We start from the raw sequence: 23,851 nt of genomic DNA, 5'->3' as shown, positions 1-23,851 counted from the left end.
TAAAAGTCGTGAAAAAGTCGCGACTCAGGGTGATGACCGTTAAGACAGGGATCCTGATCACTGATCCTGTACAACAAGCATTTGTGGCAATAGATGGTTCCAATACCCCTTGGACCCTACGCGTAACGGGCGATCAAAGCCAGCCGGCGACCTAAAGTAATCCGCGATTCCGCAGGAGAGGCTCCACCCGGGGATCACGACCACGAAATGCGCGGTAGAGGGCCATGGGATCAGCAGAGCCACCGCGCTCCAGCACATGGCTTCGAAACGCCCTGGCGGTATTGGAATCAAAAAGACCGTTTTCCTTGAAGGCCTCATAACCGTCCGCGTCCAATACCTCCGCCCAGATATAGACGTAGTAGCCCGCCGAATAGGCGTCGTCGCTGAAGATGTGCTGGAAATAGGTTGATTTATAGCGGGGATCAATCATTGGCGTTTTGCCAATCGCCGCCATCGCCTGCGCTTCAAAAGCTTCCACATCGCCTTCGGCAGCCCTTGGGTCGCTATGCCAGGCAAGATCCAGATAGCAGGCAGCCAGATACTCTGTCGTCGCAAAACCCTGTTTAAACTGCTCCGAGTCCTTGAGTTTGGCGATGAGCGCATCCGGGATAACCTCGCCGCTATCGACGTGGCGCGCATAGGACTTGAGCACCTGGGGCTCCATGGCCCAATGCTCCATGATCTGCGAGGGCAGCTCGACAAAATCCTGTTTGACGTTGGTTCCGCCCAGGCTGGCGTAGGGGACGTCGCTCAACAGGCCGTGAAGCCCGTGCCCAAATTCGTGAAACAGCGTTCTTACTTCGTCGACACCCAGAAGACAGGGCGTGGACTTGGGGAAGTTGCAGCAATTTACAATCACCGGGGTCACCCGCTGACCATCGTAACTCTGGGCGCGGAACTCCGACATCCACGCGCCGCTGCGCTTGGACGGCCGCGAGTAAAAATCAAACAGGAAAAATCCGACTCGCGTTCCATCCGCCTCACAGACTTCGTAGGGCACAACGTCCGGATGATAAACGGGTAAATCCCGTCGCTCTTTAAACACCAGGCCGTACAACTTATTCGCCACGGCAAAAACGCCGTCGCGCACATTCTCGAGCGTGAAATACTGTTTTAGCTCGTCGGGGTCCAGATCAAAGCGTTGGCGGCGCAGCTTTTCCGTGTAGTACCACCAGTCCCAGGGCGCCAGTTCCTCGCCCGCAGCAAGTCCCGAACACTCCAAAAGTGCCGTCGCTTCCCGGGCGACCTGGGCCTGGCAGGGGTCCCAGACCTGATCAAGGAGTTCGCGCACAGCCTCGGTGGTCCGGGCCATACGGTCATCGAGCATAAAGTCGGCGTGGCTTTCAAAGCCGAGAAGCTGTGCCCGCTCCTGACGCAGAGCAACGATCTCACGGATCAACGGCCGGTTATCCACCGTCCTTGTTCCACACTCTGTGTACCCCCTATAAATAGCTTCGCGCAAGGAGCGCTGATCCGCATATTGCAAAAAAGGCGTGATCGATGAGCGCGACAGAGTGAATACCCAGGCATCGAGATGACCGCGACTGCGCGCCTCCTCCCGCCCCATGTCCCGCACGTATGCCGGGAGGCCCGCGAGATCCTTTTCGTCAGTGAGGACCAGGGCATAGGCATTGCTGTCTGCCAGGACGTTTTGCCCGAAGCGCGTACAGAGCACCGCCAGCTTTTCCGTGATGGCGCTCACGCGATGACGATCCGCCTCATCCAAGGCGGCTCCGGATCGGACAAACAGCTGCCGGGTTTCCTCAAGGAGCTGCCTTTGCTCGGGGCTCAGCTCTTCTTCGCTGTCGTAGACTGCCTGTACGCGGCTAAAGAGCTTCGGGTTGCCATAGATAGCACTGCGATGCGCACTGGACTCCGGGGCGATCTCGCATTCCAGCGCCTGGAGTTTTTCATCGGTATCCGAGGACGTCAGGTTCCAGAACACGTCTTCGACACGACGGAGGGTTGCGCCGCTGTTTTCCAGAGCGAGAAGCGTATTCTCAAAAGTGGGCGCCTCGGCCGACGCCACAATCCTCTGAATCTCTTCCCCTTGCTCGGCAAAGCCTTTATCAAAAGCTTCCCGGTAGTGCTCGAAGCGTAGGTTAGGAAAATCCGGTATGCCGTGGGGCGCCGACGGTGCAAAAAAAGGGTTACTCATATCACTTGGGACCTGAAAAAAGTGGGAGCGTCACGCAGGAGCGGCGGGTCAGGGGCTGTGCTGCTCAATAGTGATCCAAAGCTTAACGAGTGTGCACTTCTTTTACGACAGACTTCGCCCCGGACGCACCTTTTTCTGAACGCCTGCCGACGGGCTACCGGACTCTTGGGAATCGCCTATGGGCCCCAGGCCAGCCGCTTGTCAGAAACATACCGTAGACGTACTCTGAAATTCAGATATCCCCTTTCAAGGTGTTCCACCATGCGCAGTGCAGCGATCGATAATAAACGCCGACATCTCCTCAAAGCGCTGACAGCGGCCTCGACGGTCGCTGCCCTCAGCAGGCCAAGCTGGGGGCAGCTGGGACCGGGCTCAGGACTTGGAAAAGCAGACCTCATTGTCACCGGCGGCACGTTTCACACCATGGATGTCACGACCTCCAACGCCGAGGCCATGGCCGTGCGGGGCAATCGCATTCTCGCCGTGGGGGCCATTGCCGATATCGAGGCTTTAGCCGGTCCCGGGACGCGGCGTATCGATGCTCGAGGCCTGACGGTGACACCGGGCTTCATTGATGCCCACTCCCATCCCTTGCTGGCGAACGAGGCCATCAGTGTTGACGTCAACGTCCGGCAGATTTCAAAGGTGCAGGCGCTCCTCAAGGAGCAGGCACGGCGAACGCCGCCGGGGCAGTGGGTCCTTGCCCACATGTACGACGACACCAAATTTGAGGAGGGTCGCCCTCTCACCCTGCAGGACATCGATGCCGTCGTGCCCTCGCAGCCGGTCATGGTCCGACACCGCGGCGGGCACACCGCCGTGGTGAACTCCAAAGCCTTCTCTATAGCGGGCATCACCAAGGATACGCCGGACCCCGAAGGCGGACGTTTTTTCCGCGAGGATGGTGAGCTCACGGGTAAGGTCGCGGAGCTTGCCATGGACATCTTTGACGATGTGGGCGAGTGGCCAGCGGTAGACCGTGAGACCAATCGCAAAGGCGCAAGTCTCATGACCCGACGCATGGCAGCGGCAGGACTGACGAGCACCACGGACGCTGCGGGAGACCTCGAAGGCTGGATATCCTATATGGACGCCTTAGACGCCGGAGAGCTGTACACCCGCGTTGCCTTTATGCCCCGCGGCAACACCCCGGTTTACGAAGCCATGAAGGCCACGGGCATGCGTTCGGGTTTTGGGAATTCCATGCTGCGGGTGGGTGCTGTCAAATATGCCGCCGACGGCAGCGCCTCGGAACGTACCATGCGCATGAGCACACCGTTTGAGGGTACGGACGACTACGGCATCCTTACCATGTCTCAAGAACAGATCGACGCGGCCGTGGACGAGGCCGTCGCCAATGATTTTCGCATCGGCATTCACGCCAATGGTGACGTGACCATCGATATGGTGCTCAAGGCCTATGAGCGGGTGCTGCAAAACTGGGACGGCGCCAACCCGCGTTTTCGCATCGAGCACTGCTCCCTGGTTAATCCAGGGCTTCTCACACGCATCAAAGCGACGGGCAGCATCCCCACGCCCTTCTACACCTATGCTTATTATCACGGTAACAAGTGGGTCGACTACGGTCCCGAGAAGATGCGTAGCATGTTCGCGCACCGCTCCTTTATCGACGCAGGCATCATGGTCGCACCGGCATCAGACTTCACGCCCGGCCCCTATGAACCCATGATGGCGCTCCAGAGCATGGTGACACGGCAGGATTCCCAGGGCCGGGCATGGGGTGAAAACCAGCGCATCACGGCGGCGGAAGCCATGGCGGTCTGCACGGTCAACGGCGCCTATGCTTCTTTCGAGGAGCACGATAAGGGCACGCTGACACCCGGCAAGCTCGCGGACTTTGTCCTGCTGGCTCGCGATCCCCTCAAGAGCGACCCCAATGCCATCAAGGACATCCCTATCGTGGCCACCTATCTGGATGGTCAGGCGGTGTTTGAAGCCTGATCAGCAGACCCGGCCCATGAACGTCGCACGAAGCACTTGCATTGCCTTGCTGACGCTCATCTCGGCCTGCACGAGTCCGTTCCCCAGAACCAGCACCGGGGAGACTTTACCCCTGATGCTCATGCCCGCCACCAGGGTGGGCATCAGTGATCAGCGGGCGCGGTTTCGGGAAATCTTTTGCGCCATACTCGATGAGCGGCAGGACTCTCTGCCGGACTATCGACCCTGCGAGGAGACGCTTACGCGGGTTAATAAAGAGCCCCCGGAATCGGGAGACCCCGTAGATCTCGGCCAAAGCCGCACGGGACTGACCGCGCTTATTGTTCCGGGCGTGGGCTGGGATTGCTTTGAAGAGTGGATGGATACCCACGACACCATGGCGGGCCATGTGGAGCAGTTTGGGTATCGCCTTTCCACGCTGCGGGTTGAGGGCCTGTCGAGCAGCACCCGGAATGCCGCACTGATCCGGGACGCATTGCTGTCGGACCCCGCGCTGGCAGATACCCGCAACGTCGTGCTCATCGGCTACTCCAAGGGTGCCAATGACAGCCTCGAGGCCCTGGTGAGCTATCCCGAGATACGGGAGCGTATTGTTGCGGTTATCAGCGCGGCAGGCTCCATCGGCGGCTCGCCCCTGGCCGAGGACGCCAAGCAGGCCCATCTGTCACTCATCACAAACTGGCCCGGCGCCGAGTGCACCGCGGGAGATGCCGGCGCCATCGAATCCCTCCGCCCCAGCGTGCGCCAGCAGTGACTCAGAGACAACGCGCTGCCGCCCGGTATTGCCTATTACTCCCTGGCCACCCTTCCGGAGCCGGCGCGGATCTCCACCGCCCTCTCCGGGAGCTACAACCGCCTGAGCCTGGTGGACGGGCGCAATGACGGGCAGCTGCTGTTCTACGATCAATTAATCCCGGGAAGCGGACTCTTGGGATATCTCAACGCCGACCATTGGGCCGTGGCTGCCCCCATTGCCCGCCATCACAAGTTTATCGGCAGTACCGTCGCGGACCAGAACGACTTTCCCCGGGAGGCCCTTTTTGAGGCACTGCTGCGATTTGTGGAGGAAGATCTTGCATCGAAACAGGCAGGGGCTCTGGATTGACGCGCTCCGTCGCGCCTGGACTTCACCTCGTCGCTAAAGCCGTGACCTTTGCCCCGGGCTTGCGCACTCTGTGCATTCAGAGTCCCCATCAAGGTCACCGTCATGAAGATTTTTGCACTTGTTTTATCCTTGTTGCTCGCTCCCGCATCAGCCCACTCTGCTGATGTCGCTTCGGCAGACCTGCCAGGGTATGTCGACTTCTCCGCACTGGCCGACGAATACGGTGAAGCCCGGGTAACGATCAATCTAAGTGGATCTATTCTGGGACTTGTGGCGTCTTTAAAGCATGACAATCCCGCCGCCAGCGAAACGCTCAAGAACCTGGATTCCGTGCGGGTTCAGGTTTATGACACGGCAGGCAACACGAGTGCCGCCGCGTCACGTATGGACGCGGTGAGCGGCAAGCTCATGAATGCCGAGTGGGAGCAGGTTATTCGGGTGAGGGAGGCGGGAGAGCGCGTACACGTATTCATGAAGCAGGGCGACAACCGCATCAAGGGCCTGATGATTATGGCCGTGGACCCGGAGGAAGCCGTGTTTATCAATATCCTCGGGGATATTGATCCCGCACATCTGGAAACCGTAGTTTCCCAGATGAACGTCGTCGGCAATATCGACCTTGATCTGAGCCTTTAAAGCATCGCGGCCCCCTGACCTAGACACGAGCATCCGAGGCAGCGGGTTCCATTTTCCGGAACCGCTGCCTTGACCCTCATATTCAGTTAAAGGCCTTACGCGCGTATTCTTCGCCTATCGCCCCTCGGGGCACAATGCGCGGAGTTTCAAGCGATGCTGCGACTACTACGGCACAGTGCCGTCCTCATCACCCTGGTGACGCTCCTGGCGAGCAATGTCCTACTGCTGACCAGCAGCGCATTTAACGCAGCCATCTCCACGGCCCTGGCAACAACCCTGGGCGTGCGCACGGCAAGTGCAGCGCTCTCCACCAGACTCGCCGGCAGCGAGCGGCAACTGCAAACCTTAAAGCGCACACAGCTGCGTCGCAGCGCCTCGGTAAAAGGCTTTGGCAGAAGTCTGACGGCGCGAACCAAGCGCGTTGCCGCTCGGGGCATCGCCGCCATTCCCGCAGAATCCCTACCCTACATAGGAGCAGCCGTGGTGGTATCGAGTATGGTGTATGAGCTCTACGAGGCCTGCGAAACTCTCCGAGAACTGGATACGCTCTACACCGATCTGGGTTTGGCGGAGACCGTACCGGATGATGCCATGCGCTCTCTGTGCAATCCTCCACCTCTGGACGAATTGTTTGGCAACCCCCTTTCTCAACCGGACGTTTAAGAACGATGACCACGCGCCAAGGCTTCACAAACACCTTCCTTTCCCTCATTGGCTGCGCAGCCATGCTCACCCTCACAGTTACTGCTGAGGCTATCGAGGACGAGCGGCCCGCCGGTCTCAACGGCGCGACCTGGCAATTTGGCCCCCTCAACCGCTGGGCCTACACCCACATGAGCGAGGTGCTACCCAGCAAGCCTATCCGCCACGGTACGGGTAGCCCCCGGCCGCTCCCGGGTCTCAAGGCTGCAGCGAACGATATGACCGTCGATTGGAACGGTGCGCCCCGACAGCTTGCCGCGCTCATGGAGGAGCAATACATCGACGGTCTCCTCGTGATGAAAAACGGCCGCGTCCTGTTCGAGCGCTATGCCGGCACGCTTACCCCAGAGCGTAGCCATCTCCTGTGGTCCGTGAGCAAAACCATTACCGGTCTTACGGCGGCCAGCGTGGCGGCCGACGGCCTCATTGATCTTGATAAAACGGTTGCCGACTACGTACCGGCACTCGCCGATAGCGGCTGGGGCCCCGATACGCTCCGGGATGTGCTGGACATGCGCGACGGCTCACAATGGAATGAGGACTACGCCGCTGCCGACAGCACCGTTCGGCGACAGGACTGCGCCGACGGACTCCTCACGGGGCCCGACTGCGAGGGCGTGCCCGTCGTGGGGAACTATCGTTTCCTACCCACGGTGGGTCGAATGCCCGACCGTCAGGGCAGCTTCGTCTACAAATCGGGCACCACGGATGTGATGGCCTGGGTGTTGGAAGCCGCCACGGATAAACGATTTGCAGACCTGGTCTCCCAGCGCATCTGGAAACGCATCGGCGCGGAACAGGATGCCGGTATTACCGTTGATACCAGTGGCTTCACCCTGGCATCGGGTGGCATACACGCCACCCTTCGCGACGTCGGGCGCGTCGGACAGCTCATCCTCAACCGCGGCCAGGTGGGTGACGAGAGGCTTTTTTCCCCGGCGTGGATAGACGACATTGTTTCAAGAGACGGCAGCCGGAGTTGGCCCTATGCGGTGGAAGAAGGTTTCCGACCTTACTATCGCTCCTTTATGTGGGGTCTGGGCGATGGCCGCGGTTCCATCCAGGCACGGGGCGTCCATGGTCAGCTCATCCATGTAGCGCCCGAATCCAAGACGCTTATCGTGATGCTGTCGAGCTGGCCCGATGCCGAGGGCGGCGCACCGCAGGTGGGCGAATCCACGCAGCAGCGTCTGGTACAGGCGATAGAGGCTGCACTCCCCTAGCACCACAGCCCTCAGAGGTCTTCGATGGGCACGTAGTCGATGTCGAAACCAAATACCCGAGGCTCTACGACCTTGAGGGCTTTTTCACTGCGGTAATGACCGGGACAACCGATACCGAAGACCGTCACACGCTGACCGTAGTGAACCCGCTCCGCATTGATGGGCGCCGAGGTTTCATGGTCCACCATGGTGATCAGATCCGGCACGCTGGCAACCACGCGATCACCGATTTCGGCGAGGAGAAACTCGTTCTTGATGGCCAGACGCAGGGGCGGCGAGTCATCCACCGTGGACTCCAGCACCGCCTCGCCGACATCAAAGCCCCCGACGGTCCTGCGATTAATATCCACGACCTTGCCGGTGTAGAGACGCTTGAACTGCCCGTAGTCCGAGGCCTCAAAGAGCGCGCTGAGAGGCGTTTCAATCTGTGCGGCATTACCCGAGTGTTGCTTTAACAGCTGCCCCAGCTTCAGGGCAAAGCTGATGGTGCCGGGGATGATGGCCCGCCGCGCTTCTTCGCTGGTCATGGGATGCTCAGCGGTAAAAACCATGCCGCCCATGGCCATGGACAGATTGCGGAGCTGACGCTCGTAGAGCTCCGCATCTCCCACATCGAAGTACACCGCACCGCCGCTGTAATCCACGGCAACGGCGGGACTGGGTTTTACCCCCTCGATGGCAAAAGTCATCATTTGCGCCTCGGGCAGGGCCCGTGCCATACCGTCACCGTCAATCAAGGGGATGCCTCTGGCCGCCGCTGCCAGCAAGGGAATCACCGAATTAGCGCCGCCCACTTCGAAGGACACCAGGTGGCTGATGGATCGACCCATCCAGGCCTCGAGCCGGTCGACCACCTCCAGGCACTCGTTACCGATGGGCAGATGTTCGAGACTGATGGAGGGGGCGCCCACCTCCCCCACGGCGACCACGAGGGCATCATCCGGCAAGGTCTCCAGAGGAAAGAGTGTAACGGGACCGTACTTTTTAAGTGCTTCCGTAACCAGGAGCTGGCCGATATAGGGATCGCCACCGCCCCCCGTGGCGAGAAATACCGAGCCCATGCACAGCGCTTCGATGTCCTCATGGCTAATGGTCACGCTCATGACTGAGTCCCCGCGAAGTTCAAATCGCCGATCATTTTCACCCGCAGACGCGTTGATTCATCGGCCATATAGGCGATGGCTATCTCCTCGATGTCCGCAACCTTGATACTGCTTGCTAAAGCACCGGCAGCCACGAGCTCGTCCGTAAGTATCGCCCGGAGCTCGGCAAGCACGCTATCCCGGGGATGCTCGCGATAGGACACGATGCGCTCCATCTCACGCCCCACCTGTGCGTTGGCAGCGCCAATGGCATTTGCCACCCCGGCGTGTTCCGGCCTGAGGAGCTGCGAAGCGTTGTTCAGAGTTCGGGACATGAGCACTGCACCACCGCCCACGAGAATCACCGGCACAGGGTCACGACTGGACTTCATCTGATCAATCCCGTCATCCACAATCTCATGCATGCATTGCATCGCCATCTCAATCACGTTCTCCGGGAGATCCGCGATTTTATCGGCACTGCCGATATCCGCCGCACCGGCGGCAACGGCAATATCGGTCGTCGTCAGGGTGTCACCGCCGAAGACACGGCCTTCGGTCACCAGTCGATAGCCCACACTCCGGGGTCCAATGCTGGCCCCATCGGCACTCACCAGGCTCCCTCCGCCAAGACCAATGGCCTGAATATCCGGCATGCGGAAGTTCGTGCGTACGCCGCCGACCTTGATCGCGACATTCGACTGCCGGGGAAAGCCCCCCTGGAGCACGCCGATATCCGAGGTTGTGCCGCCGATATCCACGACCACCGCGTCCTGCAGCTGCGTCAGGAGACTGGCGCCGCGAAGAGAATTCGTGGGGCCCGAGGCAAAGGTCAGGGCGGGAAACTCCGCAGCGAACTCCGCGGACATCAGGGTGCCGTCGTTCTGACTGATGTAAAACGGACAGCGGATGTCCCGCGCGGTCAGGGCATCGCGAAAAGCCTGCACCACGCTCGCGGCGAGAGGCCGCAAACTGGTATTGAGGATCGCCGCGTTTTCCCGCTCCAGAAGCCCCATACCACCGATCTGATGAGACAGGGTGAGGCCAACATCGGGAATCTTCTGACGCAGGCGCTCGGCTACCAGCAATTCCTGCTCGGGGTTTGAGGGCGAGAAAACCCCGGATATGGCCACCAGGCGAATACCCCTGGCTGCGATATCGTCAATGACGCTGCCCAACTCCTCTTCATCAAGATCACCAATGGGAAAACCATCGTAGGTAAAACCCCCATGAATCATGTAGCCGTGCCGTCCTATGGCATCGGCGATGTCCTCGGGCCAGTCCGTCATGGGTGGAATCATTTTCCCCGAGGGCAGTGCAATGCGGATCACCGCCGTGGGTGCGAGCTCACGGCGCTCGATGACCGCGTTGGTGAATTGCGTTGTTCCGATCATCACCGCCTCGATGACGTCGTGAGTGGCGCCGCTCTCAGCGAGAATCACATCAAGAGCACCGAGAACCCCATCGCGCACATTTTCGGAGGTCAGGAATTTGGTGGAGGCTACCACCCTGTGGCCATCAAGGATGACGGCGTCCGTGTGGGTGCCGCCCACGTCGATACCAATTCGCATTGTCAGAGCTCCCCCTTGCGCGGGCATGATTCTGTGCGAAGCTTAGGGCTTGCCATCGCACGGAAATCCATGTCGGAAACAACAGCTATGACCGAGACAGAACTCACTGCCCTAAAAACCGCTTTTACCTTCATGCCCCAACCTATTGAAGTGACAAAGTATGAATATGGAGATCGCTACGAGCGCGTGCTGGAGCAAGTGCAGCTCGTCCGCGAGTGTCTCCTCGAGCAGGGCATCGATCCCGATGAAGTAGCGGGGGAGATCAATCCCGACAGCTCACCCAACTCCTATTATTAATCATCCTGCTTGCGCCTCCGCCAGCTCCGGGCGATAGCAAGCTCCACACCGGAGTAAGCCATCATCGATAACAGCAGCGCATCGAGAGCGCCAATGGACGTCACCGATGCCCCGGCGTAGTACAGCCATGCAGAGACAAGACCGGAGCCCAATGCCACGAGCACGGCGTTCACCTTGATGGCGGGTCGCTCCCGGAGGTGCGCCTCGGAGAAGTCCTGTCGCCGAAAAATATAAAAGTCCGCGAAATAGATCCCGGCTATGGGGGGCACCAGCAGCCCCATGAGAATCAGGAAATCAATAAGCTGATCGGAAATCCCCACGATGGCGGCGAGGGTGCCGAGGACGCCCATGGCAATCACCACGGAGCGGTAGTCCCCCAAAGGTACAGATGCCCGCGATGCCAGCGCTGTGGAATAGAGGTTGATCACGTTGGTGGTCCAGGTGGCAAACACCAGCACCGCCAGGGCCAGACCACCAAAGCCCATGAGCGTCATATAGGTCATGGGCTCGAGCTCTCCCCAAACCAGCACGGGGATCAACCCCACGATGTAGGCGATGCACATGCCACCGCCCTGACCCACAAAGGAAGCCACCACACAGTCCCGCGTCGTTCGCGCATAGCGCGTCAGATCCGGTGTCAGGACAACGCCGACAATGGCCGCTCCGATCACCGCGGACACGCCCGTGGGCAGGTCGATCGCGCCACTGCCGGGCAGCTCCAGCAGCTCCGTAAACGCCACCTGCTTAAGGGATAGGACCACGACACCCCCCAGGGACAGGAGCAGAAACGGCACGGCAATCAGGGCCAGCCGGTCGATGGCCTTAAAACCGTAGATGGTAGTCACGGTAACGATAAGACTGGAAAGCAGGGTGTACGCCCACTCCGGCAGCGTCAGGGTCGTCAGCTCTCCCGCGGCCAGAAACAGCGTCCGCCCGAAGAGCTCCGCGGTGACGGCATACCAGCCAAGGAGAAAAACGCCAAAACCAAAGTTGATGAACTTCGCGCCCACATAGCCGAAGGTGTGCTCGATGATCATGTAACTTGAGAGCCGCGTTCTGGCGCCCACGATGGCGGCGGGAATCGACATGAGACTCAGGGACAGCGCCCCCAGGAGGGTGGCAATGATCGCAGCGCGCAGGCCCATGCCCCGGGCAAGCTCGCCGGCGCTGTACATCAATGGCAGGGTGATGGAAATGCCGATGAGCACGATGCCAATCTGCATCCCGCTCACTGCCTGCGCGGGATCAACGGGGGTGCGGGAGTCGGCGTCGTAAGCCAAAGCGTCAGCCAAGTTGATAGGCCTGCATCAGGAGTGGTTGCAGGACCCTATCACACGAACATTGATCACTTCCTCAATGGATCGCAGGGCTTCCAGGGAGTCTTCGCTGGGACAGGCTTCCAGATCGATGATGTTGTACGCGATTTCCGCGCGGCTCTTATTGAGCATATCCACAATATTGATGTCATGGTCCGCGATAATCGCCGTGATCTGATTCAGCACCTTGGGTACGTTGCGATTTGTAATGGTGACCCTCACGGGCGTTGCCCGGGGCAAAGAGATATTAGGGAAGTTGACGGAATTGCTGATATTGCCGTGTTCCAGAAAATCCATGAGCTGATCAGCGACCATGATGGCGCAGTTTTCTTCGGCCTCCCCGGTGCTTGCGCCAATGTGCGGCATCTGCAGCATCCCCGGATGACGGAGGGTGTCGTTCGCGGGAAAGTCCGACACATAGCGATGCAGGCGGTCTTCCTGCAAGGCGCGCATTACCGCAGCGTTGTCGACGATTTCGCCCCGGGCAAAATTGAGCAGCACCAGACCGGGGTTCACGTTGGCCAGGAGACCGTCGCTCACCAGAGCCCGTGTGGCATCCAGCACCGGCAGGTGCAGACTGATGTAATCGGCACGGCTGAACAGGCTGCTGAGGTTGTCCATTTTTTCCACATCACTGGAGAGACGCCAGGCGGCCTCCACGCTGATTGCCGGGTCATAGCCGATGACCTTCATCCCCAGGGCAAGACCCATATTGGCGACCAGGGAACCGATATTCCCCAGGCCCACGACGCCGAGGGTCTTGCCGATGAGCTCCGTGCCCGCAAAACGCTTCTTTTCTTTTTCCAGGAGAGGATCCAGGCCGTCTTGCGGTTCCAGGGACTCGACAAACTTCATGCCCTCGTAGATATCCCGGGAACCCAGGAGCATGCCCGCCAGTACCAGTTCCTTCACGGCATTAGCGTTCGCACCCGGGGCATTGAAAACGACGATCCCCTCTTCGCTGCAACGATCCAGGGGAACGTTGTTCACACCCGCACCCGCGCGACCCACGGCTTTGAGGGTATCGGGAAACTCCATGTCGTGAAGCTTCTGACTGCGAATCAGAAAGGCATCGGGATGGGGCAGCTCCCCCGCTACTTCGTAGTCTTCCCGAGGAAAGCGGTTCAGACCTTTTACGGAGATGCTGTTATAGGTGCGGATTCTGTACATACGGGTTCGATGCCAACTTAAGAAGTCAGGGATTGTAGGTCGAATAGCCTCGGGACCTCCAGACGGCATAAGATACCGACTTCATCGCTGGAGACTCGCTATGTGCAAAGCTCAACGGACTGACCGGGGAAAATCGCGAACGATGCTTTGTAGAGCGTCCAAGGCATTTGGAGCCATGCTGTCATTAAGCACCGTCCTGCTCCTTGCGCCGCTATCCGTTCTGGCCGCGGAGGAACCTCACGCGCGCTTTACCGGCGTCACGGCCAAAAACTTCGATGAAGGCGGGGCCGTGAGTTTGCAGTTCCATCGCCACGCGGAGTCATATCTCCACACCACCACGATTGCCCGCGGTGAGACGCACCGCGAACTGGAGAGGACAAACACGCCCGAACTCGAAGCAGTCACCGTGGTGGTCGATGGGGACGAGCGCAGTTTTGCCGATTATGCGAAGAATGATGAGCTCCTCGACAGCGTCATCGTTCTTCACGGCGGCAAAGTCGCCTTCGAGGCCTACCCGAGGATGACACCCCGGGACCGGCATTTTGCCTGGTCCGTTACCAAGGTGCTCACCTCAGCGGCGCTGGCCACCCTGGTGGCCGAGGGCAAGGTAGCGATGGACGCGCCCATCGAGCGCTACCTGCCCGAGCTTGCGTCCACCGCCTGGGCCGGCACCTCGGTTTACGATATTGCCAACATGGCATCGGGCATCGATTGCCGGGACAGCGACGGCTACCAGAACACCGCCACCTGTGTGTACCGCATGGAGGAGGCCCTCGGTATTACAGCGCCCACGGGTCGCGACGAGTCCTTTACGGCATTGGTAAAAAGCATGGGGCGGCTGCGTCCTCCGGGAGAACGCAACGAGTACGTATCCGCGAACACCAATGTATTGATGCTGGTCATCGAGCGCACCACGGGGCAGAGCTACGCTGACGCCGTAGAGGAGAGAATCTGGAGCCGCATCGGCGCGGAGTCCGACGCCCTCATGGCCGTCAGCGATGAGGGCTATGCCTACGCATCGGGGGGACTCATGGCCCGACTTCGGGATCTTGCCCGCTTTGGTCTGGTATTCACTGACGGTAAAGATTTTCCGGATATCGCAGACACCATGATTGCCGATCTGAAGGCCGGTGGCGGGATAGCCAGAAGTGAAGAACAGCTGGAATGGCTGAGACGTGACCACGGCGATGACCTGCCGCGGCGCGCGGGCTGGCAGTGGGACCAGGTTTGGGATGACGGCGGCCTGTACAAAGGTGGTTACCTCGGTCAGGGACTCTACGTCGATCCAGCCCGCGACCTGGTCATCGCCTGGTACGGCACGGGACTGGACTTTAGCGCCCGACAAACCGATATGCTCTCGGTCGCCAGACAGCTTGCCGTCTCCGGCGTGTTTGACTCGCGCCCAGAGCCGAAAGCTCTAAAAACGCTTATCCAGAACAGAAACAATGAATACGAGGCCGCCTTTCAGGCGCAGGACCTCCCCGAATTGCTCGCTCTCCACACGGACGACGTTGTTTTTATGAGCTCGCACCGGGAGCGTGTCGAAGGCCTGAAAAACCTCAGGGCGTCGTTTGAGGCTGAGTTCTCTCTGGGGAAGAGCACCTTGCGGCTGATCACGGAAGAAGTCACTCGCTCCAAAGACTTCGTCATGGAGATCGGCCGCTATGAAGTAAATCTGGGTATCGATACAGACACCCCGATCAGCGACGCCGGCGACTATCTCGTCGTATGGAAGCAAAACGCCGAGGGCCAGTGGCTGATTTATCGCGACATCACCACCAGCACCCAAGCAATGCCCTGAGCCGGCAGTTAGCGAGGAAGAGGAGCAATGGTGCACCGCAGCGAGAAACTGCTGGCCGTAGGATGCTGTGCGCTTACCCTGCTACTGGTGACCACTGTCTCTGCCTGCAGCGACAGGGTGATCCTGGAAGACGGGGTGCAGGCGCCCGAACCGCCCCGCCAGTGGGCCATTGATGCGGCGCCCTTCCCATTGAGAGATTTTCTGATCGCCCCAAGGGCGGGCTACGACATCACCGCGAAGGTGTTGAGCAAGCGCCGTTACCGCTGGGATGACCTCGCGGCAGTTGCCCCCTGGGATTTTGCCCTGGGTTGGGGGCCCCTATCCGATGAGGCCGTTCTGCGTCCCATCAAAGTCGGCCAGGGCGACCGATTCATGTTCTGGCATCTCTATGATGCCCGGATAGACATTAACACCGTGAACATATCGTCGGCTAACGTGCACATAATTCCCGCGAATGACGGCATATTGCATGAGATATCGAAGATACCCGAGGGTGCCATCGTGCGTTTTGAGGGAGAACTGGTGGACCTACACTTTGCCGACAAGCGTGTCATACCCAGCAGCCTCACAAGAGGCGATACGGGCCCCGGTGCCTGCGAAATTCTCCGGGTCCAAAGCGTCACCGTAGAACGGCCGGATCCGGAAAAATCGATGACAGCGACGCTGTAAGGCACAGGCTAATCGTATTTTTAGATCGCATTTTAATTTTTAATTCATTTTACTGTTCAATAGGCATCTTCTAGTCTGTAGGCATGTCGGGCATAAGGCCTGATTTTATCTAACAAGACAGACGACGAGGATCCTATGAATATGCTCAAGAACAAACTGTCTCTTTGTGTGGCAATGGCAGCAACGCTGACCGCCACGGTGCCCGCAAGCGCTGACTACGTCCATGGCGGCGAACCTAAATCCGTGCAGGACTGGTGGCCTCAGGCGCTGAATCTGCGCCCCTTGCATCAGAACGAAAATACCGCGAACCCCATGGGACCCAACTTCGATTACGCCGCTGCGTTTGCGAAGCTTGATCTCGCAGCAGTCAAAGCTGACATCGAAGCCATCATGACAACGTCCCAGGACTGGTGGCCCGCAGACTACGGCAACTACGGCCCATTCTTCATCCGTATGGCCTGGCACAGCGCCGGCACCTATCGCACCATGGATGGCCGTGGCGGCGCCGGTGGCGGACAGCAGCGCTTCGAACCCCTCAACAGTTGGCCCGACAACACCAACCTCGACAAGGCTCGCCGACTCCTCTGGCCCGTAAAGCAAAAGTACGGCCACGCCCTCTCCTGGGCAGACCTGATGGTTCTCACGGGCAACGTTGCCCTGGAGAACATGGGCTTTAAAACCTTCGGTTTTGCCGGTGGTCGCGAGGATGACTGGGAGCCCGATCTGGTTTACTGGGGACCCGAGTCCGTGATGCTGGCCGATGAGCGTTATTCCGGCGAGCGGGAGCTTCAGAAGCCCCTGGCAGCGGTGCAAATGGGTCTGATCTACGTAAACCCCGAAGGACCCAACGGCAAGCCGGATCCCAAGCTTGCGGCTCACGATATTCGCGAGACCTTTGGTCGCATGGCGATGAATGACGAAGAGACCGTTGCGCTCATCGCAGGCGGACACACCTTTGGTAAGGCTCACGGTGCGAAGAGCCCCGAAGGCTGTCTTGCTCCGGAGCCGGCTGGCGAAGGCGTGGAAAACCAGGGCATGGGCTGGGATAACAGCTGTGGTAAAGGCAACGCAGAAGACACCATTACCAGCGGACTGGAAGGTGCGTGGACGGCGGCGCCGACCCAGTGGTCCATGATGTACCTCAGCAATCTCTACTCCTACGACTGGGAGATGACCAAGAGCCCTGCCGGCGCGACTCAGTGGGTACCCAAGGACAACGGTGGTGCTAACACCGTTCCCGACGCACATATTGAAGGCAAGCGTCATCAACCCATCATGTTCACCACCGATCTGGCACTCAAGGAAGATCCTGCTTACCGCAAGATCACCCAGCGCTTCCTCAAAAATCCTGAGGAGTTCGAGCTGGCGTTTGCCAAGGCCTGGTTCAAGCTGACTCACCGCGATATGGGTCCCCGGGCGCGCTACGTCGGCTCCGAAGTGCCTGACGAAGTGATGATGTGGATGGATCCCGTACCTGCGGTGGATCACGATCTCATTGACGCCGGTGATGTGGCGGAGCTCAAGGCGAAAATCCTGTCGTCGGAGTTCACCACCGCAGAGCTTGTGCGCACCGCATGGGCGTCGGCATCCACCTATCGCGACAGCGACATGCGTGGCGGTGCCAACGGTGCGCGGATTCGTCTTGCGCCCCAGAAGGACTGGGAAGCCAACGATCCTAAGGAACTGGCCCGCGTGCTCAAGCGTCTGGAGCGTATCCAGAAGGACTTCAACAAGTCTCAGCGCGGCGACAAGCAGGTATCTCTGGCGGACCTCATCGTGCTGGCAGGTGCCGCTGCGATAGAGCGGGCGGCGGAAACCGCCGGCTATGACGTCGAGGTGCCCTTCACGCCCGGTCGCACGGATGCGACGCAAAAGCAGACGGACGTGAACAGCTTTGCCGTTCTCGAGCCCAAGGCTGATGGTTTCCGGAACTACTACAGCGAAGCGGCCTACCGCAAGCCTGCCGAGGCTCTGCTGGACAAAGCGGATCAGCTGGACCTGTCCGTGGCGGAGATGACGGTTCTCATCGGTGGCCTGCGTACTCTGGACGCCAATGCCGACGGGGCGGAGCACGGTGTGCTTACGGACGAGACCGAGGCGCTTGATAACGACTTCTTCACCAACCTGTTGGATATGCGCAACGTGTGGCGTCCGACCAAGGACAATCCCTACGTCTACGAAGGCCGGGATCGTGTCACGGGTGAGATGCGCTGGTCAGCAACGGAAGTGGATCTGGTGTTTGGCTCCAATTCCGAGCTTCGCGCAATCGCTGAAGTCTACGCCTATGAAGGTGCTGAAGAGGTCTTTGTCCACGACTTTGTGGACGCCTGGAGCAAAGTCATGAAACTTGACCGCTTTGACCTCAAGGGTGGCGACAGCATGGTCGCTGCTAACTGAAAGCTGGCAATGTGAGGGATCTCTGACGGTCCCTGCCTACCCTTCGCAAGTTAAAGCGTCTTCCCTCGGGAAGGCGCTTTTTTTTGCCAAAAACTATTTGCTCCTCCCCCACTGAACGCCGACGCTTTGCCTGGCAGAAATTTTCTGCTTACATTGCCTGTCGACAACAGCTTAGAGAGCGGCAATGCTGACCCTCCTTCCCGTGTCGCGCGAAGGCACATCAGGCAGACACAGACAGTGCCTCGCGTAGAGACCAGCTCCTATCAGTTAATGAAGATCCACATCCTGAACGCTGTGGACCTGTCAAAAGACGCCGTGCATATCTACGTGGGCATGGCGGTATTTCTGATTACCATCATTGTCTGGCAGCGAGGCCGGATTTCCTGGTTGAGCCTGATACCTGTGATTGCCGTCGCCACGGTCATGGAAGCCCTTGACCTCCATGACGACTCCCGATCCTTTGGCTATCTGCGCTGGGGCGCCAGCGCCCATGATTTGCTCAACACCGTTTTTTGGCCGACGGTGATCGTCCTGTTGGCTAAGCTGCGATTAATGAGGTAGCCCTTTAATGGCTTGAGGGCGCCTGACAGCGGACACCCGCCGATCTACCCGCCAATCTACCCGCAATCAAACAGCCGCGGAGAGTGGCACAGCCAAAAGCATCCAACTCCCGCTAAACTAGTCCCATGGAAACTCAGGAAGAAAAACACGCTGAGCTGGACGCCCTGATTGCGCGCCTGAAACGCAAGCAGAGAGTCCATCACGCCTATACGCTGGCGGTGCTACTGCTGGGGATCATGGCAGGCTTTGTAATCGCCCAGTGGTACATCGACCCTGTTACCGTCATACCGCCCTGCGGAGGCATTCAGGTCTGAGGGTGTCCCCTGGCCAGATACCGACTAGCGATTCTGATAGCGGTTGAGATCAAACAGGCCGGCCTCCAGGGGATGGCTGCTTTTGTACTGCGCGGTGAGGTCGTCGCTGAGCTTCCAGAACCACGGCGCCGTGCGTCGCACCCCGAACGCATCCACCAGGGCGGTGTAATCCTCCAGGCTTGCGAGGGATCGAAGGGCCTCGCTGAACTTCGGTAACTGGGACTCGTTAATCTGAAAAAACATGTTGGGATAGGCGCCCACAAAGCCCTCGGTCACCGTGAGGGTATCTTCCTCAGGCAGGCGACGATCCTCCTCGGCAAAAAGCTGGGCGTTGTTGCTGTGAGCCCTGTTGGCGATGAGGCTGTAAACAGCGTCATCACCGCGGGCACTGAGTATCCGGAGAAACGATACCTCGGGCATGAAGCTAAAAGCCCTACCCTGCCCCTGCATAAGGGCCTCCAGCGCTTTTTGATTCACCGCGTAGCGGTCTCTGCGTCCCGCGGGAATACGTGCTTTAAACATGGCCATGAGCTCGGACTTGGGATCATCGGTCTGAAACTCGATGGCCGAGGGCCGCTCAAATTTCTGGAGCTTCGGGGAGATGATGTATTTTTTGACGTCGTCCGTCGCACCGCGGTACCAGTGGTTGCGCACAGCTTCCCTCTCGCCCTCGGGGAGGAACAACAGAAAAGCCTGTTCCCCCTCCATGCGCAAAAAGTCCATGTAAAGGCGGCTTTCGAGTTGATGGCCAACGGCACCGTAAACATCAAAACCTGCCACGAGGAGATAATGAATGCGCTCCAGAAGGGAGTAGTCGATCACCCACATTGTCTGGGGCTGCTGACCCACAAAGCCTTTAACCACCGTGGCACTGTCAAAATGCCGGAACACGGTCAACGCCGCATTGTCGTTTTCTTCGGGACCGCCATCCCAGATCAGGTCCATATCCAGCTGAAGACTCTGCTGATCCACAACCTTTGCTATCGCTTTTGCCTGCGCCTTCAAGAACTTCTGCTGGGATTTGGCATAGCCCCGCCACTGCAAGGCCGTGATGGCCAAACTACCTTTCGCCTGGGGAAGACGCATCTCCTGCGCCTCGGCCGCCAAAAAGTCGGCCCTCTGCTCCGGGTCAGCAGCGTTGGGGCGGACAAAGGCAACCCAGAAATGATCGTCGATGACATTGAGGGCCACCTGGCCGCGACAGACGGGGCCCTTGATGTAGGCCATGATCGTAAAATGCGCTTCCTCGAGCATAAAACGGTAACGCGCTTCCACGGGCAACTGCTGAAAATTGATAAAGGGATTGGCAGCGTGCTTGCCTTTATAGCCCGGCAGCGATGTCACCTCGTAGTCGGGCTCCAGAAAGAGTGCTTTCCAGCGCTCCATACGCGCTTCGCTGAGCGCATAGGGCATGTGGCGCTTTGCCAGTCGACTGATATAGCGCGGTTGGAGACGGTAGTAGAAGCTGTCCGTGCCCGGCTTATCGTAGGGCCGTCGCGTTGCGATCAAATCGATGGGCTGCCCCGGTGCTGTCCGCGAGCGAACAAGCTTGTACCAGGCCGAGTCGGCGCCGAGATCTTCAAAATACAAATCACCGATAAACAGGTGCTCGAAGATATAGCGACTCATCAATCGTGATTTATTGTCGGGGGCGTTGAGGAATGTCTCCCAGGCATCGATGGCGCGTAACTCATCATCGGGGCGCGGAGGCAGCGGAGTGCCGGGGGCACCGGCCTCCAGCCACTCCGTCAGGAGGGCCTGCCTGTCGGCGTCCAGACCGGGAAATCCGTAGGGCATCCCCTGCAGCGGCCGCTCCTCGCGGTACTCGGCAAACTCTTCCGCTTTCGGGCAGCTTTGATCACGGTCCAAACTAAAATCAAAACTGTCCGGGAGTTTTCCTGAGCTTGGCGATGGGTTTTCCTGTTTCAGCTTGAGCATCTGGTACATCACGCCCTGGTGAGGATCGGAATCATCCAGCACCGGATAAAAATCCTTCTCCCGCCATTCCTCGATGCTAAGAGCATCCTCATAAAGACGCGTGAGATTGGCCGGTAGTAATCGGGTGCCGTTGTACACCTTGTCCTTACTGGCGCCCCGCTGCAGCCCGATCCAGGCATCCATCTTGAGCTGGCACGGCGCATCGTAGCAACCGTGACAGACCATGCAGCGCTGCTCAATCACGGACTTTATCGGTGCGGGGTAATCCTCCGCCGTTGGTGTTTCCGAATGTACCTGCGCTCCCTGAACAAAAAAGATTGCCAGCAACAGGCTCAGACGAGAGCCACGGGCAACGCTACGACGGAAGAAAAGAAAAACCATGTTCATAGGAAAATTTAATATCCGAGCAATGGGTAGGGATCTCGCGCGGCGTCGAGCAGGTGAAGTCTAAGTATAAAGCTATCACGCTATTCGCACAGGGGAATGCTTGCTCTACACTGTGCTTCGCTATGGTAAATGGTCTCTCTTAATGGCATTCAGCGCTAACCCGTCACCACCACGACTGGAGCCGCAGGGCGACGATGGTTCCCATGGTCGCGCCCGCAGACGCATCTTCTTACTGAGCTCGGTAACCGTGCTTGTTGTAGGGCTGCTCTACACCGCCTTTCAACCGGCGGTCTATCAGAGCAGTGCCACGGTGCTCATGAGCGCACCCACGGCGATTGATCAGCAAATGCTGGATGCAGACATCCAGGGTGTCGCCATTCAGCGGCGCACACTCACCGGCAGCGAAATCACCCGTGACCTCTCAGATCGACTGGCAGAGGATTTTTCCGCAGAGCGAAGCCCTCTGGAGCTCCGTCGCATTTTAGACGTGATTGCCGTACCCGAGACCAACCTCCTGGAGCTACGCGCCCAGGGACCAGAGCCCGAGATCCTGCCACCGCTGGTGGAGACCTGGATCGAGGTCTACACCAGCGTCCGCGCCAGGGACATAGAAAGTCGCAAAGCCCAGACCCTTACAGAAGTGCAAAGTGAATTGGATGGCCTGGGGAGCAAGCTCATCGCTGCCCGCGAGGCCCTGGAGGCCTACCGCGCGGAGAATGAGATCATCTCCATGGAACGCGAGGAAAACGCTGTCCTTGCGCAGCTCGATGGACTGAACAGCGCCCTGAACAACGCGGTAGAAGAAGAAGTTCGCAGCAAATCCTATCTGGACACCCTGCGGGCATCCCTGGCCGCGGGAGAGCAAGTGGTCCCCCCGGGCGATCGCAGTGACGTGGCCGCCATGGCCCAACAGTTGGCGGAACTTCAATCGCGACTCGGCGAACTGCGCGCCCGTTACACCGAGGACTACATCCGCAAGGATCCCCGGCTGCGCGAAATACCCGACCAGGTCGAAAAACTTCAAAGCGAGCTGGCCAGCGCCTACGCCGAGGGCACTCAGGCAGAGCTGAACAACGCGCAGCGAGACTATGCAGCGGCACAGGAGTCCGTGGCTAATCTCAAGAACCGTCTGGAGGAGCACCGACAGGCGGTCGCAGACTTCAACACCATTTATGCCACGCACCAGGCATTGGTTGAGGACCTGGCGCGCCTGGAGGAACTCAATCGTGAAACCCAGGCACGGCAGGTGCAAATCGAAGTGCGCCAGGTCGATAAATATCCGCAGGTGTCAGTCATCGACTGGCCCTCACCCGAAGCTTCCCGGATCGGCCCTCCCTATCTTCTGCTTCTGGGTGGCACGGTACTGGCGGCCCTGGGCCTGGGAATCTTCAGCGTCTGGCTGTACAGCTACCTGCACCCCCGCAGCGCCACCCCCGCCTACGTCACCTTGTCCGGCGTGCACATGTATCCGAACGATGGCACCCAGGCCCTGGAGCAACTATCCGGCGAGCAAGCCCGCCTGCAAGAAGAGGCTACGGCGCGACTGGAGCATTCCGGAGAGAGCGAGGGTCACGAAGAGCTTGAGGAAAAAGAAAATCCCGAAGAAACTCCTGGAGAAAGTCCCGGAGAAAGCCGCGAAGAAAGCCGCGAAAACAACAGCGATAGCAAAGACACCCGGGGCTAGAGCGTCGCCAGAAAGTTTTCGTAAGCGCCCAGTACGTCATCGGGCGCCTCTACCTGGGGATAGTGACCCACCGTCGGCAAATGGTGAATAAAATGATCATTGCCGATCAACTCTTCAAATCGCTTCACCATGTGGCTCCCCGATACGGGATCCAGATTGCCGTTAATCAGGCCGATGGGGCACATTGCAGCAGCGAGGGCACCCACCCATCGCCCGCGATGTTCGATGCGATCACTCATGTAATGGATCAGGCGATGCACGTTGCGCCGGCCACCGTCCCGATCAAAAAGCTCAAAGAAAGTATCGATCTCTTCCTGGCTCGCCTTGGTTTCGCCAAAGATATGATCAAAGGATTTGCTGAGGCTTTTCTTCGTGAGGGCATGACGGAAAATAAAACCCAGGGGGCTTTTCAGGAGTTTCTGGGCCAGCACCGCGTGGTGCGTTTCCGGGAACAGGCCTCCGTTGAGGAACATGCAGGACAGCCACTGGCCCACACCCAGCTCCTCGTTCTGCCGTGCGAGCATTTCCTGGGCAACGGTGTCTCCGTAATCGTGAGCCAGGACATGAAACTGCCTAAGACCGAGCTGGTCCGCCAGGGCCTCGCAAAGATCTGCCTGTTCCATAATCCGGTAATCGTGCGGTGAGGGCTTGGCGCTGAAACCAAATCCCAGGAGGTCCATGGCGACCAGGCGATAGTGCTGATTCAGGGCGGGCCAGATCTTCCACCAATCCCAACTCGAGGTGGGAAAGCCGTGAATAAGGAGAATGGTGCCGCGGGACTCCTCACGGGCGGCTTCATCGACAAAGAAAATGTTGTGTCCCAGCAGTTTGGTCGTCGTGCCCCGCGCCAGCCACTCATCCGCCGTTGTCATTCACCG

20 protein-coding genes are annotated in these 23,851 nt (G+C 59.0%); 13 read left to right on the top strand and 7 right to left on the bottom strand.

Annotation, left to right across the window (positions count from 1 at the left end; translation table 11 throughout):
- Positions 1-151 precede the first annotated feature (151 nt).
- Entirely contained in the window at positions 152-2,158 is a 2,007-nt protein-coding gene (locus KT71_RS02860) for a M3 family metallopeptidase (RefSeq protein ID WP_008292980.1), read from the bottom strand.
- A gap of 261 nt (positions 2,159-2,419) precedes the next feature.
- On the opposite strand from KT71_RS02860, the gene KT71_RS02855 reads away from it, so the two are divergent.
- The 6 genes from KT71_RS02855 (at position 2,420) to KT71_RS02835 (ending at position 7,786) form a co-directional block, all read left to right on the top strand.
- Complete coding sequence (locus tag KT71_RS02855) at positions 2,420-4,120, top strand: amidohydrolase (protein WP_008292981.1); 1,701 nt, start codon at positions 2,420-2,422, stop codon at positions 4,118-4,120.
- A 16-nt stretch (positions 4,121-4,136) separates the two neighbouring features.
- Positions 4,137-4,874: a hypothetical protein gene (locus tag KT71_RS02850; protein WP_023659869.1), complete on the top strand. Its 738-nt coding sequence runs from the start codon at positions 4,137-4,139 to the stop codon at positions 4,872-4,874.
- 111 nt (positions 4,875-4,985) lie between these two features.
- On the top strand, positions 4,986-5,225 hold the full coding sequence (locus tag KT71_RS20850; RefSeq protein ID WP_008292985.1) for a hypothetical protein: 240 nt from the start codon (positions 4,986-4,988) through the stop codon (positions 5,223-5,225).
- Between the two features lie 102 nt (positions 5,226-5,327).
- A complete protein-coding gene (locus KT71_RS02845) occupies positions 5,328-5,861 on the top strand; it encodes a DUF4252 domain-containing protein (RefSeq protein WP_008292986.1) in 534 nt (177 codons plus the stop codon).
- A gap of 153 nt (positions 5,862-6,014) precedes the next feature.
- The gene (locus tag KT71_RS02840; protein WP_008292987.1) at positions 6,015-6,524 is read left to right on the top strand and encodes a hypothetical protein; all 510 of its coding nucleotides are present in this window, start codon (positions 6,015-6,017) and stop codon (positions 6,522-6,524) included.
- 5 nt (positions 6,525-6,529) lie between these two features.
- Positions 6,530-7,786 carry a serine hydrolase domain-containing protein gene (locus KT71_RS02835; RefSeq protein ID WP_008292988.1) on the top strand — a complete coding sequence of 419 codons (1,257 nt, stop codon included), beginning with the start codon at positions 6,530-6,532 and terminating at the stop codon, positions 7,784-7,786.
- 11 nt (positions 7,787-7,797) lie between these two features.
- Here KT71_RS02835 and KT71_RS02830 read toward each other — a convergent pair whose 3' ends face one another.
- Together KT71_RS02830 and KT71_RS02825 are read right to left on the bottom strand one after the other, a co-directional pair.
- A complete protein-coding gene (locus KT71_RS02830; RefSeq protein WP_008292989.1) occupies positions 7,798-8,889 on the bottom strand; it encodes an S-methyl thiohydantoin desulfurase family protein in 1,092 nt (363 codons plus the stop codon).
- Positions 8,886-10,439: a hydantoinase/oxoprolinase N-terminal domain-containing protein gene (locus KT71_RS02825; RefSeq protein WP_008292990.1), complete on the bottom strand. Its 1,554-nt coding sequence runs from the start codon at positions 10,437-10,439 to the stop codon at positions 8,886-8,888. The genes KT71_RS02830 and KT71_RS02825 overlap by 4 nt, the downstream gene beginning before the upstream one ends.
- Positions 10,440-10,526: 87 nt before the next feature.
- On the opposite strand from KT71_RS02825, the gene KT71_RS02820 reads away from it, so the two are divergent.
- Positions 10,527-10,736: a hypothetical protein gene (locus KT71_RS02820; protein WP_008292992.1), complete on the top strand. Its 210-nt coding sequence runs from the start codon at positions 10,527-10,529 to the stop codon at positions 10,734-10,736.
- On the opposite strand, the gene KT71_RS02815 is transcribed toward KT71_RS02820, so the two are convergent.
- Positions 10,733-12,028: a purine-cytosine permease family protein gene (locus KT71_RS02815; RefSeq protein ID WP_008292993.1), complete on the bottom strand. Its 1,296-nt coding sequence runs from the start codon at positions 12,026-12,028 to the stop codon at positions 10,733-10,735. The two genes, KT71_RS02820 and KT71_RS02815, sit on opposite strands and share 4 nt — an antisense overlap.
- Positions 12,029-12,043: 15 nt before the next feature.
- Positions 12,044-13,222 carry a phosphoglycerate dehydrogenase gene (locus KT71_RS02810; RefSeq protein WP_008292994.1) on the bottom strand — a complete coding sequence of 393 codons (1,179 nt, stop codon included), beginning with the start codon at positions 13,220-13,222 and terminating at the stop codon, positions 12,044-12,046.
- 175 nt (positions 13,223-13,397) lie between these two features.
- On the opposite strand from KT71_RS02810, the gene KT71_RS02805 reads away from it, so the two are divergent.
- The 5 genes from KT71_RS02805 (at position 13,398) to KT71_RS02785 (ending at position 18,964) form a co-directional block, all read left to right on the top strand.
- On the top strand, positions 13,398-15,023 hold the full coding sequence (locus KT71_RS02805) for a serine hydrolase (protein WP_008292995.1): 1,626 nt from the start codon (positions 13,398-13,400) through the stop codon (positions 15,021-15,023).
- Positions 15,024-15,050: 27 nt separating this feature from the next.
- Positions 15,051-15,692, top strand: coding sequence for a hypothetical protein (locus tag KT71_RS02800; protein ID WP_008292996.1), 642 nt, complete (start codon positions 15,051-15,053; stop codon positions 15,690-15,692).
- A 135-nt stretch (positions 15,693-15,827) separates the two neighbouring features.
- Positions 15,828-18,089 (top strand): catalase/peroxidase HPI, encoded by a 2,262-nt coding sequence (gene katG, locus KT71_RS02795; RefSeq protein ID WP_008292998.1) that lies wholly within the window; start codon positions 15,828-15,830, stop codon positions 18,087-18,089.
- 237 nt (positions 18,090-18,326) lie between these two features.
- Positions 18,327-18,650, top strand: a complete 324-nt coding sequence (locus KT71_RS02790) for a hypothetical protein (protein ID WP_023659866.1) — start codon at positions 18,327-18,329, stop codon at positions 18,648-18,650.
- A gap of 125 nt (positions 18,651-18,775) precedes the next feature.
- The gene (locus KT71_RS02785) at positions 18,776-18,964 is read left to right on the top strand and encodes a hypothetical protein (RefSeq protein ID WP_008293000.1); all 189 of its coding nucleotides are present in this window, start codon (positions 18,776-18,778) and stop codon (positions 18,962-18,964) included.
- A 24-nt stretch (positions 18,965-18,988) separates the two neighbouring features.
- Here KT71_RS02785 and KT71_RS02780 read toward each other — a convergent pair whose 3' ends face one another.
- Positions 18,989-21,289 carry a fatty acid cis/trans isomerase gene (locus KT71_RS02780; protein ID WP_008293001.1) on the bottom strand — a complete coding sequence of 767 codons (2,301 nt, stop codon included), beginning with the start codon at positions 21,287-21,289 and terminating at the stop codon, positions 18,989-18,991.
- 142 nt (positions 21,290-21,431) lie between these two features.
- Between KT71_RS02780 and KT71_RS02775 the strand changes: the two genes are divergently transcribed.
- The gene (locus KT71_RS02775) at positions 21,432-22,973 is read left to right on the top strand and encodes a GumC family protein (RefSeq protein ID WP_008293002.1); all 1,542 of its coding nucleotides are present in this window, start codon (positions 21,432-21,434) and stop codon (positions 22,971-22,973) included.
- Here the strand turns inward: KT71_RS02775 and KT71_RS02770 are convergent.
- Positions 22,970-23,845 carry an alpha/beta fold hydrolase gene (locus KT71_RS02770; protein WP_008293003.1) on the bottom strand — a complete coding sequence of 292 codons (876 nt, stop codon included), beginning with the start codon at positions 23,843-23,845 and terminating at the stop codon, positions 22,970-22,972. The genes KT71_RS02775 and KT71_RS02770 overlap by 4 nt on opposite strands.
- Between the last annotated feature and the right edge of the window lie 6 nt (positions 23,846-23,851).

This window comes from Congregibacter litoralis KT71 (assembly GCF_000153125.2).
Classification (GTDB): Bacteria; Pseudomonadota; Gammaproteobacteria; order Pseudomonadales; family Halieaceae; genus Congregibacter; species Congregibacter litoralis.
Note: the sequence above shows the minus strand (reverse complement) of the source record. Positions and strands in the feature narration are given on the sequence as shown.